At 73.6% G+C, this 15,627-nt stretch carries 13 protein-coding genes; 5 read left to right on the forward strand and 8 right to left on the reverse strand.

Going from position 1 to position 15,627, the window contains the following annotated elements; genetic code table 11:
- Window positions 1–9: 9 nt before the first annotated feature.
- Window positions 10–1,281: a CynX/NimT family MFS transporter gene (locus tag AC0VYD_RS16585; RefSeq protein WP_475476431.1), complete on the reverse strand. Its 1,272-nt coding sequence runs from the start codon at window positions 1,279–1,281 to the stop codon at window positions 10–12.
- Window positions 1,282–1,482: 201 nt separating this feature from the next.
- Here AC0VYD_RS16585 and AC0VYD_RS16590 point away from each other — a divergent pair, with 201 nt between their 5' ends.
- Window positions 1,483–2,184, forward strand: a complete 702-nt coding sequence (locus AC0VYD_RS16590) for a FadR/GntR family transcriptional regulator (protein WP_191271955.1) — start codon at window positions 1,483–1,485, stop codon at window positions 2,182–2,184.
- Between the two features lie 208 nt (window positions 2,185–2,392).
- Here AC0VYD_RS16590 and AC0VYD_RS16595 read toward each other — a convergent pair whose 3' ends face one another.
- The 3 genes from AC0VYD_RS16595 to AC0VYD_RS16605 form a co-directional block, all read right to left on the reverse strand.
- Complete coding sequence (locus AC0VYD_RS16595) at window positions 2,393–3,136, reverse strand: RraA family protein (protein WP_475480285.1); 744 nt, start codon at window positions 3,134–3,136, stop codon at window positions 2,393–2,395.
- Window positions 3,137–3,391: 255 nt separating this feature from the next.
- On the reverse strand, window positions 3,392–4,252 hold the full coding sequence (gene folP, locus AC0VYD_RS16600; RefSeq protein WP_475476432.1) for a dihydropteroate synthase: 861 nt from the start codon (window positions 4,250–4,252) through the stop codon (window positions 3,392–3,394).
- A gap of 55 nt (window positions 4,253–4,307) precedes the next feature.
- Window positions 4,308–5,216, reverse strand: coding sequence for an Lrp/AsnC family transcriptional regulator (locus AC0VYD_RS16605; RefSeq protein ID WP_475476433.1), 909 nt, complete (start codon window positions 5,214–5,216; stop codon window positions 4,308–4,310).
- 419 nt (window positions 5,217–5,635) lie between these two features.
- On the opposite strand from AC0VYD_RS16605, the gene AC0VYD_RS16610 reads away from it, so the two are divergent.
- The 3 genes from AC0VYD_RS16610 (at window position 5,636) to AC0VYD_RS16620 (ending at window position 9,024) form a co-directional block, all read left to right on the forward strand.
- The gene (locus AC0VYD_RS16610) at window positions 5,636–7,186 is read left to right on the forward strand and encodes an LCP family protein (protein WP_475476434.1); all 1,551 of its coding nucleotides are present in this window, start codon (window positions 5,636–5,638) and stop codon (window positions 7,184–7,186) included.
- Window positions 7,187–7,337: 151 nt separating this feature from the next.
- Window positions 7,338–8,072 carry a cell wall anchor protein gene (locus tag AC0VYD_RS16615; protein WP_475476435.1) on the forward strand — a complete coding sequence of 245 codons (735 nt, stop codon included), beginning with the start codon at window positions 7,338–7,340 and terminating at the stop codon, window positions 8,070–8,072.
- A 166-nt stretch (window positions 8,073–8,238) separates the two neighbouring features.
- On the forward strand, window positions 8,239–9,024 hold the full coding sequence (locus AC0VYD_RS16620) for a VldE C-terminal domain-containing protein (protein ID WP_475476436.1): 786 nt from the start codon (window positions 8,239–8,241) through the stop codon (window positions 9,022–9,024).
- 148 nt (window positions 9,025–9,172) lie between these two features.
- Here the strand turns inward: AC0VYD_RS16620 and AC0VYD_RS16625 are convergent, their stop codons facing one another.
- Window positions 9,173–9,382 (reverse strand): dodecin, encoded by a 210-nt coding sequence (locus AC0VYD_RS16625; protein ID WP_473039052.1) that lies wholly within the window; start codon window positions 9,380–9,382, stop codon window positions 9,173–9,175.
- Between the two features lie 537 nt (window positions 9,383–9,919).
- Here AC0VYD_RS16625 and AC0VYD_RS16630 point away from each other — a divergent pair.
- On the forward strand, window positions 9,920–10,132 hold the full coding sequence (locus AC0VYD_RS16630) for a hypothetical protein (RefSeq protein WP_452542057.1): 213 nt from the start codon (window positions 9,920–9,922) through the stop codon (window positions 10,130–10,132).
- 89 nt (window positions 10,133–10,221) lie between these two features.
- Here AC0VYD_RS16630 and AC0VYD_RS16635 read toward each other — a convergent pair whose 3' ends face one another.
- The 3 genes from AC0VYD_RS16635 to AC0VYD_RS16645 all read right to left on the reverse strand — a co-directional run bounded on the left by AC0VYD_RS16635 (window position 10,222) and on the right by AC0VYD_RS16645 (window position 15,580).
- The gene (locus AC0VYD_RS16635) at window positions 10,222–13,677 is read right to left on the reverse strand and encodes a HEAT repeat domain-containing protein (RefSeq protein WP_475476437.1); all 3,456 of its coding nucleotides are present in this window, start codon (window positions 13,675–13,677) and stop codon (window positions 10,222–10,224) included.
- A gap of 45 nt (window positions 13,678–13,722) precedes the next feature.
- On the reverse strand, window positions 13,723–14,319 hold the full coding sequence (gene mobA, locus AC0VYD_RS16640; protein ID WP_475476438.1) for a molybdenum cofactor guanylyltransferase: 597 nt from the start codon (window positions 14,317–14,319) through the stop codon (window positions 13,723–13,725).
- Between the two features lie 73 nt (window positions 14,320–14,392).
- Window positions 14,393–15,580 carry an RtcB family protein gene (locus tag AC0VYD_RS16645; protein ID WP_475476439.1) on the reverse strand — a complete coding sequence of 396 codons (1,188 nt, stop codon included), beginning with the start codon at window positions 15,578–15,580 and terminating at the stop codon, window positions 14,393–14,395.
- Window positions 15,581–15,627: the final 47 nt, after the last annotated feature.

Consider the following 15,627-nt stretch of genomic DNA (forward strand, 5'->3'; position numbering starts at 1 on the left):
TCCCCGGCCTCAGGAAGAGCGTTCCGCGGCCTTGGCGGCGAGGGCGTCCTCCAGGTAGCGGGGACGGCCCACCAGCATGCCCATGACGAGGTTGAGGGCGACGATGCCCATGGCCAGGGCCATGGGGGCGTGCCAGCCGCCGGTGAGCTCGTGCAGGAACCCGAAGAGGAAGGGCCCGGCTCCGCCCAGCAGGTAGCCCAGGCTCTGGCTGGACGCGGACATGGCCGCGGTGCCCTCGGCGGTGCGGGTGCGCACGGCGAAGATCGTCAGGGCCAGGACGAAGCTGCCCAGGCCGATGCCGATGAGGGTGGTCCACACCCAGGTACCCGAAAGCGGGGAGACCCACAGACCGGTGAACCCGGCGACGTAGGCGAGGACGAACAGGCCGACGAAGGGCCGCTGGTCGCGTACGCGGACGACGAGCGAGGGCAGTACCAGCGACATGGGGATGCCCAGGGCGGTGAGGTAGGCCAGCATCACTCCGGCCGTCTGGGCGTCCATGCCCTGGTCGCGGAGCATCTGGGCGTACCAGCCGAACATGATGTAGGCGATGGAGGACTGGGTGCCGAAGTACAGGACGCCCTGCCATCCGATCCCGGTACTCAGCACCTGGCGGACGCCGAGCGCCTCGCGTGCGTCGCCCGGGGCGGGTTCGTGGCGCAGTGCCAGCAGCCACGGCAGGGCGGCGGCCAGGCCGAAGAGGGCGTAGGAGCCCAGGGCGATCCGCCACTCACCGGTGGCCTGTTCGACGGGGACCGTGGCGGCGGCCGCGATGGCGGTGCCCACGGCCAGCCCGGTGGTGTAGACGGTGGTCATCAGACCGACCCGGTGGGGGAAGTGCTGCTTCACGAGGGCCGGGAGGATGACATTACCGATCGCGCCACCGGACAGTGCCACCGCGCTCAGGGTGAGGAACAGCCAGGGTTCGGGGGCCAGGGCCCGGGTGGTAAGCCCGAGGGTGACGGCGACCAGAGCGTAGACGAGCAGGTGGTGCGAGCCGAGCCGGCGGGCGAGCATCGGGGTGAGTCCGCCGAAGAGCGCGAAGCACAGTACGGGCAGGGTCGTGAGCGTCCCGGCGCCCACCGCGCTCATCCCCAGTCCCTGCGTGACCTCGTCGAGGACGGGGCCCACACTGGTGATGGCGGTGCGCAGGTTGAGCGCGGCCAGGGCGATGGCCACGCCGATCAGCACAAGCGCCCCGCGCGGGAGCCCCGGGGCCGGGTCGGGCCCGGTCGGAGAGGTGTCCTGCACGGTCTGCTTTCGTGTGGGGGCGGCGCTCATGGGAGGTGGCTCACAAATTCGTAGGATGACCCTATGTACTTCATGAGGATAACGCATTGCCGTTCGGGGCCTATTCCGACGCGCAACTGGTCTAAGCTCCGGCCTTAACCGTTCCGTACCTGTGCGGCTCCGGCCCCGATCCGTTCCGTACCTGTGCGCTGGCCCTGTCATCCGGCGACCCGCCCCTAGGAGGTAAAAAGCGTGCCCCTCGCCTCGACACGCCGGACCGGTCTCGTCGACCAGGTCATCAGTCAGTTAAGAGCCCAGATCGACTCGGGTGAATGGGGCGTGGGAGATCGCATCCCCACCGAGTCGGAACTGTCCGACCAGCTCGAGGTCGGCCGCAACACCGTACGCGAGGCAGTCCGGGCCCTCGCCCACGCGGGCCTGCTGGAGATCCGCCAGGGCGCCGGCACCTTCGTCCGCGCCTCCAGCGAACTCGGCGGGGCCCTGCGCCGCCGCCTGGAACGCTCCCGCCTGCGGGAGAACCTGGAGGTCCGCCGCGCCCTGGAGGTCGAGGCCGCGCGCCTGGCCGCCCTGCGCCACAGCGAGGAGGACATGGCCGTCATCGACCGCGCCATGGGCCTGCGCGAGGAGGCCTGGCGGACCAGGGACATGGGCGCGTTCGTGGAGGCCGACTTCACGTTCCACCGGTCCGTGGTCAACGCCACCCACAACACCCTGCTGATGGACCTCTACGACGACATCGCCCAGGTGGTCTACGCCAGCATCGCGCACACGGCGTACGAGCAGAGCGACGAGGCCTCCGACCGGCCCTCCTCGGCCACCGAGGGAATCGACCACAGCGGTCTGACCGAGGCCATCCGGGAGGCGGACGCGAGCCGTGCCGCCCGTGAGGCCACCTGCTACATCGACGAACTGCTCTCCCTCACCGAGGACTGACGGCCGCGGGAGCGGCCCGGCCCCGGGACGGGGTCCGTTCCCCCGCGTCCCCGGCCTCCCGGACCGCCCCCGAGCCGTACGGAGGGGCACGGAGGAAGGCGGCACGGGGACGAGGCGGGCCCGGGGCGCCGATTGGCGCTCCCGGGCCCGTCGGCGCTCCCGGGACAGAAGCCGACCGCCCGGGACGGCAGGCAGCCCGTGCCTGCGGTCAGTCGCCGCCGTAGACGTCGCCCACGGCCGACCACGACCCGAACCGCGGACGGAGGTACCCCTCTGCCGCCCGGCCCTCGCGCCGGGCGTTCAGCGAACGCGGCCGGCCGCGCCGCAGGCCGTGGTCGGGGGCGCCTTCCCAGCCGTTCACCCTGGACGGGTCCAGCCCGAGCAGGTCCAGGGTGCTCTCCCCCGCGCAGACCGCGTCGATGATCTCCCGCTCCCGGGTGATGCTGCTCATGGTCTCGGCGATGATCGTGCTCACCTGGCCGCGCGGCAGGCAGACCACGCCGTCGTCGTCGGCCACGATCCAGTCGCCCCTGCGCACCGGCAGCGGCGCGGGGCCGCTCGCGTCCATGTTGATCTGCTGACCGACGGAGCCGCCCGCGTCGTGCCCGGCCTCACGGACCGCGACCCCGGCGCTGAAGACCGGGAGCTCGCAGCGGGCGATGGCGGCGATGTCGCGCACGCAGCCGTCCAGGACGATCCCGGCCACGCCGCGGGTCCGCGCGGCCACGGCGAGGATCTCGTCGACGTAGCCGTACTCGGACTCGCCCGCGACGTCCACCACCAGCGCGGCGCCGGGGGGCGCCTGGGCGACCGCGACGTGCAGCGCGAGGTTGTCCCCCGGCGCGCAGCGGACCGGGAAGGCGGTCGCGGCGAACGCGGCCCCCGGCCAGACGGAGAAGAGGTGCGTGCCGAAGGGCCGCCCTCCGCAGCGAGCCAGTGCCACCGTTCCCACAGCCGTCAACGTCTTCGCAAGCGCCACGTCAGCCTCCATTACACCCGCGCCCGGTGCGGCCGGTTCGGACCGACCTCCTCCATACTCACGGGTAACTTAAGCGTGACGCAAGGCATACGGGCCCGAAACACGCAAAAATGCTACCGGCGGTTACATGCGAGGCCCGTCCGTGTCCGGACAGCTACCCGACGTGGGGGCTCGACGGTATCCCCCACCTGGCCCCGTACCCCGCGGGCAGCCGCCCCGGAGGCCGGGTCAGCCGACCGCGGCGACCGCGTCCAGGGCTGCGCGGGCGGCCGCGACGTCATGCACCCGGAAGACCCGGGCCCCCTCCCGGGCGGACATCGCCAGGGTCGCCAGGGTCCCGTCACCGCGCTCGGTCAGCCCCACCGCCAGGGTCTCGCCCACGAAGTCCTTGTTGGAGACCGCCACGAGCACCGGCCAGCCGGTGGCGGCCAACTCCCCGAGGCGGCGGGTGAGTTCGAGCGAGTGGTAGGTGTTCTTGCCGAAGTCGTGCGTGGGGTCGATCATCACCCCGTCGGGTCGCACCCCCACCGACACCGCGCGTTCGGCCAGGGCGCACACCCCGGCCACCACGTCGGCGACCACGTCCCCGTAGCGGACCCGGTGGGGGTCGGTGCGCGGAGCCAGCCCGCCGCTGTGGCTGCACACCAGGCCGGTGCCGTACTCGGCCGCCACCCGGGCCAGGTCCGGGTCGGCCCCGGCCCAGGTGTCGTTGATCATGTCCGCGCCCGCCTCGGCGCAGGCGCGCCCCACACCGGCCCGCCAGGTGTCCACCGAGATCACCACCCCGCGGTGGCGGTCGCGCAGTTCACGCACGAACGGCACCGTCCGGCGGATCTCCTCCGTCTCGTCCACGTGCGCGCCGTACCCGGCCTTCACCCCGCCGACGTCGATGATGTCGACGCCCGCCGCCACGGCGTGGTCGGCGGAGGCCAGAGCGGCGTCCAGGGCGTAGGTGGCCCCCCGGTCGTAGAAGGAGTCGGGGGTCCGGTTGATCACCCCCATCACCGCGTAGCGGCGGCCCGCGAACGTCCGCCCGCGCAGCCGCAGTGTCCCTGTCCCCTCCGGCACCGCCGGACCGTCCGTCACCATGGGTCCCATCCTGGGGCAGGCCGGGGGCGGGCGGCTACCCGCCCCCGTTCCCGGATCAGCCGGAGCCCCAGTTCCCGGCGCGTTCACCGCCCCGGCGCTCCTTGCGGACCCGGAGGTGGTCCCAGGTCTCCACGTGGCCGACGCCCGCGGTGGCCCTGATCACCTCCAGTGCCTCGACCAGCTGGTGGCGGTCCGGCGCGGTCAGGGTTCCGATCACGTCGTACCGGCCGAAACCGCTGGCCAGGAACGAGATCCTGGCCATGTTGGCCATGGCGGCGCCCAGCGCGTCGGCGTCGCCCCGGCAGCGCAGGCCGAAGCCGAGCTGCTCGTTGGCGCCCACCGCCGACGGTTCCACGAGCGCGGTGACGTGGACCACGCCCGAACCGAGCAGGCGCACCACCCGGGACCGGGCCGCCGCCTGCGACAGGCCCACCTGTCGGGCCAGGTCTGCGTACGAGGCGCGCCCGTCCTTGAGCAGCCTGCGAACCAGGCGCCAGTCCAGGGCGTCCAACTCGATCTCGCGCAGTTCGCGCACGCTGCTGTGGGCGTCCTTGTACACGGCGTTGGCCCGGAAGACCTCCGCGCCGTCCACACCGGGCAGCGAGCGCAGGTCGGCCAGCTCCTTGGTGAGCGCGGCGTCGTCGGCCACCCGCACCTGCGCGATGGCCGGGAACCTGCCGGCCGACTGCGCCGCGAAGGTCACGGCCTCGCGTTCACCCAGCGCTTCGAGCAGCGGACCGGTCGGCCCGCTGACACGGAAGGACACGTGGCCGAGGACCTCCATACCCACCACGCCGGCGTGCAGCACCCCGACGATTCTGATCGCCCCCGACTGCACGAGCTGGCGCACTCTGGCGCGTACCGCAGTCCGGGACAGGCCCACCCCGTCGGCCAGGGCCTGGAACGTCGCTCTGCCGTCCCCCTGCAACGCCCGCATGAGCGCAGCGTCAACCGCATCGAGCACGATGGTTGCCTTTCGTTCCCATGACGCCGCCCTTACCCCCGGACGGCGCCCCCTCCTCCGGCCAGATCATCGCAGTTGTGGCGCCGGTCCACTACCGATCGCCAAAGAAATCGGTTGATTCACCCCTTTGACCGGCCCGGAGTCCTCGGCCAATGCCCCATCGACCACCTCACGGCCACATAACAGACTTGTATAGAACATCCCCTGTGAGGTGGTCGCCGTGCACACAACCCTGACAAAGCGCCACACTGATCTCACGGGTTCGTGTGACACCCCTGGAACCGGACGCTTCCTCGCAGGCGTATGGCCGGGAAGGGGTGTACAACCGGAAGGTGACGCCACCCAGCGATCGTGGCGAGGGTTACAGGACCAGAGGACGGGGCGGCCGTGACCGCCCCGCGGCTTGAGAGGAATCACTGGTGGCTGCGGAGGACGAGCGGCGGGACGAGGCACCCACGCGCCTGAGCACGGGAAGGGCGCTGCTGTGGACCGCCGCGTCGCTTCCCCTCCCCGGTGTGGCACACCTGCGTATGGGGCGCAGGGCCGCCGGAGCCGTGGCCCTCGGTGCCTACCTGCTGGGTATCGCCGCCCTGGCCCTGTGGCTGTACCTGCTGGACGCCCACGAGTCGGGGTCCCTGACGGTCCTGGCCGGGATGGCCGTGCAGAACCGCTGGCTGCTCGGCGGCATGGGCGCCGTGTTCGTGGTCACGGTGCTGTGGCTGGCCGTCATCGTGCACTCCTGGACGATCACCCGGCCCGAGGGGGCGAAGTTCGGCCATCGGTTCCTCGGCGGTTGCGTCGTCCTGCTGCTGTGCCTGACCGTGGGCGCCCCGGCGGCGTGGGCGCTGCACGGCGGTTACACGGCCTACGACACGCTGGGCGAGGTCTTCAACGCCCCCGAGCGCGCGGACCTGCCCCCGCACGACGCCAGGGACCCCTGGAACGGCGCGGAGCGGGTCAACGTGCTGCTCATCGGGTCGGACTCGGCGGACAACCGCTACGGGACGCGCACCGACTCCATGATGGTGGCGAGCCTGGACACCGAGACCGGGGACGCGGTCCTGGTGGGCCTGCCGCGCAACCTGGAGAACGTGCGCTTCCCCGAGGACAGCGCACTGGCCGAACGCTACCCCGAGCCCTACGGCTTCGACCTGCTGCTCAACGACGTCTACCAGACGGTCGCCGAGGAGCCCGAGGAGCTGGCGCTCGACCCGGAGGCCGCCGATCCCGCCGCCGACACCCTGAGGAAGGTGATCGGGCACAACGTCGGCCTGGACGTGGAGTACTACGTGATGGTCGACATGATGGGCTTCCGCGACCTGATCGACGCCGTCGGAGGAGTGCAGGTGCGCATCGAGGAACCCATCCCGTACGGGGTGCACGGCGGGGTGCTGGAACCCGGTCTGCGCCGTCTGGACGGGCACGAGGCGCTCTGGTACGGCCGTTCCCGCGTGGGCTCCGACGACTACGGCCGGATGGGCCGCCAGGGCTGCCTGATCAAGTACGTGGCGGAACAGGTGGAGCCGACCACCGTGCTGACCAGCTACCGGCAGCTGGCCGGGGCCACCAAGAGGACGCTGAGCACCGACATCCCCCAGTCGAAGGTGCCCGCGTTCATCGACCTGGCGGACCGGGTCACCGACACCGGGAACATGAGCGCGCTCCAGCTGTCCCCGCCCCAGGTGTTCACCGGGAACCCGGACTGGGACAAGGTGCGGGAACTGGTCCAGGAAGCGATCCGGGGAGGCTCCGACCAGGGCGACGGCCCCTCCGACACCCCTTCCGCCTCCCCCTCCGGTGACGACGCCTCCGACCGTCCCGAGGACCCGACCGAGGAGGAGTGGGCGGAGTGGGACGAGAACCAGCGGACCGAGTGGCAGGAGTACACCGGCCTGGACGAGCCCTCCCCCGCCGACCCGGGCCGCCAGGTCGGCTCCGAGGCCAGCGACCTCGACGCCCTGTGCCCGTGACCGTTCCCGGGCGGGGCTGAGGCACCCGCCCCGGAGCCGGAGCCGCTGCCCCGCAGCGGCTCCGGCAAACCCCGGCGGCCCCGGGTGACCGGTGTCGGTCAACCCGTCACCGGGCGTTGCCACCCCCTACGGGGCGTGTGACGCTGGCGCCGTGACCGCAGCACAGCTCTGGACTCTCGTCGCCCTGGGCGCCTTCCACGGGCTACACCCCGGGATGGGGTGGTTGCTCGCCGTCGGCAGGGGGTTGCAGGAGGGCGGCCGGGCCCAGGTCCTGCGCTCCCTCCCCGCGATCGCCGTGGGGCACGCGGCCAGTGTCGCGGTGGCCGCGGTGGCGATCACCGTCACCGGTTCGGCCACCGCCTCGGTCCTCTTCCCCGTGCTGGGCGGCGGGGCCGTCGTCCTGGCGGGGCTGGTGATGCTGCTGTCCCGCAGGCACTTCCACTGGCGCGGGGTCCGTCTGCCCCTGTGGCAGCTGACCGCATGGTCCTTCCTGATGTCCTCGGCGCACGGGGCCGGCCTGATGCTCATGCCGGTCCTGGCCGGACAGCTCAACCACACACACGCGGACGGCGGCCACCAGGGGCACGGGGCGGGGACCGGCGCCGCGGGGGCGACCGCTGCCGGTGCGGGGGGCGGGCCCGCTGCGGGACCGGGCGCGGCGGAGGCGGCCCAGGGGGCGTGGAGCCTGTGGGACGCCACCCTGCTCGGGCTCGCCGCCACCGGGGTGCACACCCTGGGGATGCTCGCGGCCGCCGGGGTGGCGGCGCTGGTCGCCTACGACTTCCTCGGTGTGCACGCGCTGCGCTGGAAGGGCGTGACGATGGACCGGATCTGGGCGCTGACCCTGATTCTGGGCGGCCTCTTCGTCCTCTGGTCGGTCCTGTGAGGGCGCCCTCCGCGCAACCCCGGTCGGCTTGACCTCGACCACAGTCGGGAATGAGAAGAAGGCCCGTTATGTCCAATAGACGGAGCACTCTTCGAGGGAGCCTGCAGACATTGGCGCCCGGGACGTCGGCGCGGCCGCCCGTACCCGGCGTGGAGGGGCGGAGTCCATGGCACACAGATCCACCGACGCGGTTCACCGACGATGGCACGGGCTGGTCCTGTCCGTGGCGATCCTGGCCGTCCTGGCCGTGATCGGCGCGCTGACCGCCCGTTGGGTGTCGCAGCACCAGGAGGCCTTCCCGATCTCCACACCGTGGGGACCGGACTGCTCGGTGTGGACCGGCGACGAGCAGGTGCGGCTCGAACGCGACCAGGCCAAACGGGCCAGCACCGCGGCGGCGGTGATCGCCCAGGGCGACAGCGCCCCGATCGAACAGCCGAACGTGGACGACATCCCCGACGGGGTGATGGACGTCCTCGTCGAGGGCCCCGAAGAGGACGCGGGCCCCTCGATGAGCTGCCGTTACACCGGCGAGGAGGTCGAGTTCGAGGAGGAGGAGCCCTCGGGCCTGACCCCGCGCGCCGCCGCCCTCAAGGCGGGTATAGAGAACGACTTCGCCGGCACCAGTATCGGCGGGTACGTGCCCGGCGGCTACGACACCGGGCACGGTGAGGACTCCGCGCACTACGAGGGCCGCGCCCTGGACGTCTTCTACCGCCCGGTCAACGAGGACAACCGCCGTGAGGGGTGGCTGCTGGCGCACTGGCTGATCGCGCACGCCCCCGACTACCAGATCGACGTGATCATCTTCGACGACAAGATCTGGAGCACCCGGTACCCGTCGATGGGGTGGCGCCACTACGAGGCCGACCCCGACAACGAGATCCTTCGCCACCTGGACCACGTCCACGTGGACGTGCTGCGCGGACCCGACCCCGGCGACGACGCCTGAGCCGCGCCGGACGGCGCCGGGGAGCGGCCGCCCGGGGCGCCGACACAGCGGCCGGAGGCTCCAGCCGGGGCATCGGCGGCCGGAACCGTCCGGACAGCGAGGGGCCCGGGCCGGCCCGGGCCCCTCGCACACCCCGCGTGTGCTCCGGTCACTCCTCCAGCCGGAAGCCGACCTTGAGGCCCACCTGGAAGTGGGCGACGTCGCCGTCCTCGATGTGGCCGCGGACCTGGGTGATCTCGAACCAGTCGAGGCCGCGCAGCGTGGCCGAGGCCCGTTGGATTCCGTTGCGGACGGCCTGGTCGATACCGTCCGGCGAGGTCCCGACGATCTCCGTGACGCGGTAGGTGTGGTCGGCCATGGTTACCCCCTGCGTAGTCGGTGGTGCGGGCCGCGTGAACACGGGCCCCGCTTCCCTGCCTCCCCCCGATCCCCGCCAGCCACACGGGCATGCCGTTTTCCCCCGAAACCTTTCCCGCGGAAGGGGTCGGGGCGCTTTGCCGTTTCTTTCCGGGGACCTTGGTCCCGGTTGGGACCTGCTTGACCGTGGAATCGGGCGCTCCTGCGGGAAAAGGCGCGAAGGAAAGACGAGAGAGGCGCCAGATTAGTCCTGACCTGGGGCTAAGGGCCCTCCTTCGGCGGGACTCTCCCGAGACAACGTCGTAACTGACTCTTGACGTACCCCGGGGGGCTGCGGTGTACATTGGGTTGTAGCGCTTCGGTCCCCCGTCGAAGCGCGGACGATGTTTCGAGCCCCCGTCGGAACATCGCGTGCGACGCCGGGTGGTTTGCCCCCGTAACCACCCGGCGTCGCCTTTTGTCCCTGCCGGTCGGCGTGAATACCCGCCCGTGGCCGGGGCTTGACCACCGAATCCGCTTTGTCGCCTGGGGACCAGCATTGGGTAATACCGCACCGGACACGCACTGCTCGCGCAGGGACTGCCGGGCCGCCGCCGACTGGGCGCTCGTCTGGAACAACCCCAAGATCCACACCCCCGACCGGCGGAAGGTCTGGGTGGCCTGCGACGAGCACCGCGAGTACCTCGCCAACTTCCTGGACATGCGCGGCTTCCTCCGGGAGACCGTCCCCATGGCCGAGTTCGAGGGTTAGGGCGTGTCCGGTGGGCAGTGCCCACCGGACACGCTCCGGTACCGGGTCCGCACCTGGCAGGGGCCGGGCGGGGACGGACCCGGCGGGGGCTACAGGAGCGCCGCGCGCCAGGCGGCGACGCGGACCTCCCCGTGCGGTGAACGGCCCAGGTCGGCGACGAGACCGCCCCAGGGGCCGGTCCAGCCCCGCTGTTCGCCCCGGCGGGCGGCGAGGGCGACGGCGACCAGGCCGACCGTGCGGCCCGCCGGGGTGGTGTCCCGGGCGGCCAGGTCGGCGAGGTGGCGTACCAGCGCGGCCAGGTGGCGGGCGTCCGGTTCGGCGCCCCAGCCCTGAAGGACGGTCTCGGCCGCAGTGCGCGGCGCGGCGGGTTCGAGCCCGGGGAACCGGGCGGCCAGCACCGCCCAGGCCGCGACTCTGGCGCCGAACAGGCCAGCGGGAAAACCGCGGTGGCCCGGCCGGGTGAGCACGGGCAGGTCGGCCAGGAGCAGGGTCAGCGCCTCCGCGCACAGGCCCGGGTGGGCCGCCAGCCGCCGCACGGCCCGGTCCAGCCCCGGCACCTCCCGCTCCGGGTCGTGGCGCCCGCGCACCCGCTGGGCGAGCATCCGTACCGTACGCGAGACCCTGCGGGACGGGTCGGGGCCCCGCTCCGCCTCGGGCACCCGCGGGGGCACCCCCTCCCCGGGGTCGGGGCACAGGTCCGCCAGGGCGGCCACCACGTCGGGGAGCCGGTCCGCGTAACGCCGCTCCCGGAGCAGCCCCTCGAAGGTGCGCAGCACCCGTTCGTCAGGCAGCGCGAGGTCGAACAGGTCCCCGACCAGGCCGTCGGCCAGTTCCTCGTCGCACAGCGCCCAACCCGCGACCTGACGGCACACACGGGCGTGCTCGTCGGCCGCGGGGTCCCCGCTCGCCGGCAGGGACAGCATGAGCCGGGCGGCCCGCGGCCGCAGCCGGGGCGGCAGGTCCGAGGGCGGATGGGACAGCAGGGCGGACCTGGCGGCGGGGTCGGTGAAGGCCGTGCGCCGCTCCTCCAGCGCGGCCAGGGCCTCCGGCCGGTCGCCGTGGGCCATGAGGGCCCCGAGCGCGGCCGCCCGCACGTCCCGGTGCGGCCTGTCCTGGTCGAGCAGGCCGACCAGGACCCCGACCGCGCCGGGCGGCCGTACCTGGCCCAGGACACGGGCCGCGGTCTTGCGCACACTCACCCTGCCCGGCGCCGCCAGGACCGCGCCCAGCTTCTCCAGCAGGGCGGAGGGCCGCACACGGCGGGCGCAGGAGCCGAGCACGGCCACCACCGCCCGGGAGGAGGCGCCCTCGTCGACGCGGTCCAACAGCACCCCGAGCGCGCGCTCCGGCTCACCGGCCCGGGCGATTCGAACCAGTGCGGCCTCGCGGAGCCGGGGGTCGCCCTCGTCGAGCCAGGGCGACAGCAGGTCCACGGCACCGGGCAGGCCGCTCAGCCCCCGGAGCGCCTCGGCACGCGCGAAGTACTCCTCGTTCGGGTCGGCGGCGGTGTCCCACAGGTACTCCGCGGCGCGGCTGCGCTCCGCCGCCAACCAGTTTCCGGTCAGACCCCGGCTGACCCGCACGGACCGGCCGGGCAGCCGCCCGCCCCGGGCCCGCAGCCGGTCGGCCGTGTCCAGGGCCTCCCCCACCAGGGCGGGCCGGAGGCGGGCCAGGCACTCCCAGACCGGAGTGATCAGCACCGCGGCCGGTGTGGCGCGGAACAGGCGTTCGGCTCGCTCGCCGGGGCGGGAGCCGCGCAGGTGCGCCCGGGCGGCCTCGAAGGCCGTGGAGGCGGCCGGGTCCGCGGCGACGACCTCGCCCAGGTCGCGGTCGAGCAGGTCGGGGATGCCGTACAGGTGCCGGCCCAGGGCCTGGGCCAGGAGGACGGTGGAGCGGTGCGCGCCCCGGGAGCGGTGGCGGGCCAGGGCGGGGGCGAGACGGGTGTACAGCTCCCGTGCCTGCGCGGGGGTGAGTGCCTCTGCCAGCGTCCAGGGCCGCCCCGTGGTGGGGCGGCGGTGCCAACGCGCGTATCCGCCGCTGAAGTGGCCGTGGGAGGAGATCCCGCTCCCCGGGTGCCGTTCGATCAGCCCGGTGAGGGCGGTCAGCGCCCAATCGGCGAGGTCGGCGCGCCCCCGCCCGGCCGGGTGGTGCAGGACGTGCACCGCGAGGCCGCCCAGGGCCTGCCTCGTCTCCGCGGTGGTGTCGGGGGCGGCGAGGTGGTCGTCGAGCATGCGGTGCAGGGCGGGCAGGGCTTCGGGGCCGAGCAGGCCGGGACTGAGGACGCCCAGGGCCAGGGGCAGGGAGCGGCGGACGTGGTCGCGGTCCGCTGTGGAGCGCGCCAGCCGGTCGGAGAGTACCCGGGCCAGGTCAGCGGCCCCGCTGCGCCCGGCCGCCACCGTCAGCCAGTACAGGGCGTGTTCCCTGCGGTCCGGGTCGGGGTCGCCCGCGGCCCCGGTGAGAAGGGGCTCGGCCTCGTCGAAGGGCAGGTGGGCCAGGGCCTCGGTGTCCCGGTGGGTGGGGTCGGGGTCGAGGGCTCGGGCCCGTTCGAGGTGGTCCAGGATCCGTCCCGCCTCGGCCGCCGCCCGGTCCGGGGACAGCAGCCCCAGGTAGGGCAGCAGTGCGGCTCCCGTCCCGCCGCCCTCGGCGAGGAACCGTTCGATGACCGGGGCGCGGTCCGCGCGGCGCATGACCCGCAGGACGACGAGGGCCCGGGGTTCGGCACGGGCCATGGCTCCGAGCAGGCCGCGCACGTCGCGGCGGCCGTGCGCGTACGCCGGGTACCGGGCCGGGTAGTGCAGTGCGTCCCCCGGCGCGTACAGGAGCCCGCGGGCCCCGGCGAAGGGCGGGCGGGAGGTCTCGGGCTCGGGACGGCCGCGCAGGAACGGCAGGAGCAGTTCGGGCGCGCGGTCCTCCAGGGCCAGCGCCGCGGCGTACCACGGGCGGTCCCAGATCAGTTCCGGGTCCGGGGCCGTGTCCAGTTCCCGTTCCAGGCGTGCCAGCAGCGGGCCCGGGTGGCGGCGGGCCAGCCGGTTCCAGCCCTCGACCCGGTGGGCCAGCCCGTCCAGGTGTTCGTCCACGGCCGGAGCGGAGCAGGCGGGCAGCAGGACGGCCGCCTCGTGCTCGCCGTGGCGTTCACGTACGAGGGGCAGGAGCCGGTCCGCGGCCTCCGTGCGGCGGTCCCGGTACAGGGCGGTGTAGAGCGTGCGGCGCAGCCGGTGGGGCGCGTCGTCCAGGAGCTCCTCGAGGACACGGTCCGGCAGGGCCAGTCCCGGGGTGCGGCGCAGCACGGATCGGCGCAGGTCCTCGTCGGGGCCGTTGAGGTAGCCGGTCACGAGGCCGGTGTCGCGTGCGGCCAGGGCCATGTGTGCGCCCAGGTCCGCCTGGCCCAGCGCGTCGAGCCCGGCTGCGGTCTCGGCCAGCAGCGGACCCGAGCGGTGTTCGCGGGCGTACCGGGCCAGGTGCCGCATGCGTGCGGGGCCGGTGAGGGGTGCGGTCTCGGCGAGCAGGCGCCGGGCCGGTCCGTGGTCGGGGGTGTCCTTGGGCATGCCGCTCACCCTTGCGGTGTTCCGGTACCGCGGGCAAGTGGATTGTCAGGGCCTCGGGTGTTCGGGTCGGTCGGGCGGGCCGAGTTCGGCGCGTACGCGCTCCAGCGCCTCGGGGGTGTCCACGTCGAAGTCCCGGGGGCCGTCGGCGAGCGGGACGCGGGCCGGGTCGAGGGGTTCCAGCAGCCCGTACAGGGAACGCCCTCCGTAGTCCGCGAGCGCGGTGCGCAGGGCCTCGGTGCGCCAGACCCCGGTGAGCCACTGCGCACGGCCGGCGGCGTCCACGAGCACCGCGCCGCCGCGCCCCGGCGCCGCGGCGCCCAGGACGGCGAGGTGCTCGGGGGCCAGGTGCGGCAGGTCGGCGGCGAGCAGGGCGACCCAGGGGGCGTCCACGTGGGGCAGTCCGGCGCGCAGGGCCGGTACGGGGCCGCCGCCGGGCGGGTCCTCGCGCACGTAGCGGGCACGCGGGCGGTCGCGTTCGGGGCCGACCACCGTCACGCGGGCGCCCGGGCGGTGGTCGCGCACGGCGTCCACCACGCGTTCCAGCAGGGTGCGTCCGGCGACGTCCAGGCCGGGTTTGTCGGCGCCGCCCATGCGGGCCGCCGCGCCCCCGGCCAGGACCACCGCGTCCAGGTTCTCGATCACGCTCCCAGCATGCCGTACCCGGCTGCCGCCGGGTGGCCGACCCGGGCCCAGGTCGGCCCCGCGCCCGGACCGCTCAGCCCTTGACGCACACCACCTGGCGCAGGTGGGCGACCACCTCGACCAGGTCGGTCTGGGCCTCGATCACCGACTCCAGGTCCTTGTAGGCGGCGGGGATCTCGTCCACCACCCCGCGGTCCTTGCGGCACTCCACGCCCCTGGTCTGCTCGACCAGGTCGGCCTCGGTGAAGGTCCGGCGCGCCTTGTTCCGGCTCATCCGGCGTCCGGCGCCGTGCGAGGCGGAGTTGAAGGAGGCGGTGTTCCCGAGTCCCTTCACGATGTAGGTACCGGTGGCCATACTGCCCGGAATCACTCCGAACTCCCCCGAACCCGCACGAATCGCCCCCTTGCGGGTGACGAGGACGTCCACGCCGTCGTAGGTCTCCTCGGCCACGTAGTTGTGGTGGCAGGAGATGCGCTGTTCGACCGTGGCGCCGGGGATCCGTTCGGCCAGGACCTGGCAGGCCAGGGCCATCATGACGTCGCGGTTGCGGCGGGCGTAGTCCTGGGCCCAGAACAGGTCCCGGCGGTAGGCGTCCATCTCCGGGGTGCCGGTCAGGAAGACCGCGAGGTCGCGGTCGGGCAGGTCCTGGTTGTGCGGCAGGGACTGCGCCCGGCCGATGTGGTGGTCGGCGAGCTCCTTGCCGATGTTGCGGGACCCGGAGTGCAGGACCAGCCAGACGGTCCCGGCGTCGTCCAGGCACACCTCCAGGAAGTGGTTGCCGCCGCCGAGGGTGCCCATCTGGCGCCGGGCACGGGTGTGCCGTGGGCGCACGGCGGAGGCGAGTTCACCGAACCCGTCCCAGAAGCCGTCCCAGCCGGTGCTGCGCAGGCCGGGAACGCGGGCGGGGTCGACGGGTTCGTCGTGGGCGTGGAAGCCGACCGGGACCGCCGCCTCCAGTGCCGAGCGCAGCGGGCCGAGGTCGTCGGGCAGCCGGTCGGCGGTCAGGCCGGTGCGGACCGCGGTCATGCCGCAGCCGATGTCGACGCCGACCGCGGCCGGGCTGACGGCGTCGCGCATCGCGATCACGGAGCCGACCGTGGCGCCCTTGCCGTAGTGGACGTCGGGCATGACGGCCAGCCCGTGCGTCCAGGGCATCCGGGTGACGTTGCGGAGCTGGTCCATGGCGGCGGACTCGACCTGTGCGGGGTCGGCCCACATCCGGATCGGTACGCGGTCGCCGGGGACTTCGGTGTAGGACATGGGGCCACCTCCCGTTTCTGTCGGGCCCCGGGGCAGCGGTGTGCGCC

The organism is Nocardiopsis sp. iso_40 (assembly GCF_056173285.1).

Excerpts from the sequence above, each read along its gene's own strand:
- AC0VYD_RS16585 (WP_475476431.1), bottom strand. The coding sequence starts at position 1,281 with ATGAGCGCCGCCCCCACACGAAAGCAGACCGTGCAGGACACCTCTCCG.
- folP (WP_475476432.1), bottom strand. The coding sequence starts at position 4,252 with ATGGTGACGGACGGTCCGGCGGTGCCGGAGGGGACAGGGACACTGCGG.
- AC0VYD_RS16620 (WP_475476436.1), top strand. The coding sequence starts at position 8,239 with ATGGCACACAGATCCACCGACGCGGTTCACCGACGATGGCACGGGCTG.
- AC0VYD_RS16625 (WP_473039052.1), bottom strand. The coding sequence starts at position 9,382 with ATGGCCGACCACACCTACCGCGTCACGGAGATCGTCGGGACCTCGCCG.
- AC0VYD_RS16635 (WP_475476437.1), bottom strand. The coding sequence starts at position 13,677 with ATGCCCAAGGACACCCCCGACCACGGACCGGCCCGGCGCCTGCTCGCC.
- AC0VYD_RS16645 (WP_475476439.1), bottom strand. The coding sequence starts at position 15,580 with ATGTCCTACACCGAAGTCCCCGGCGACCGCGTACCGATCCGGATGTGG.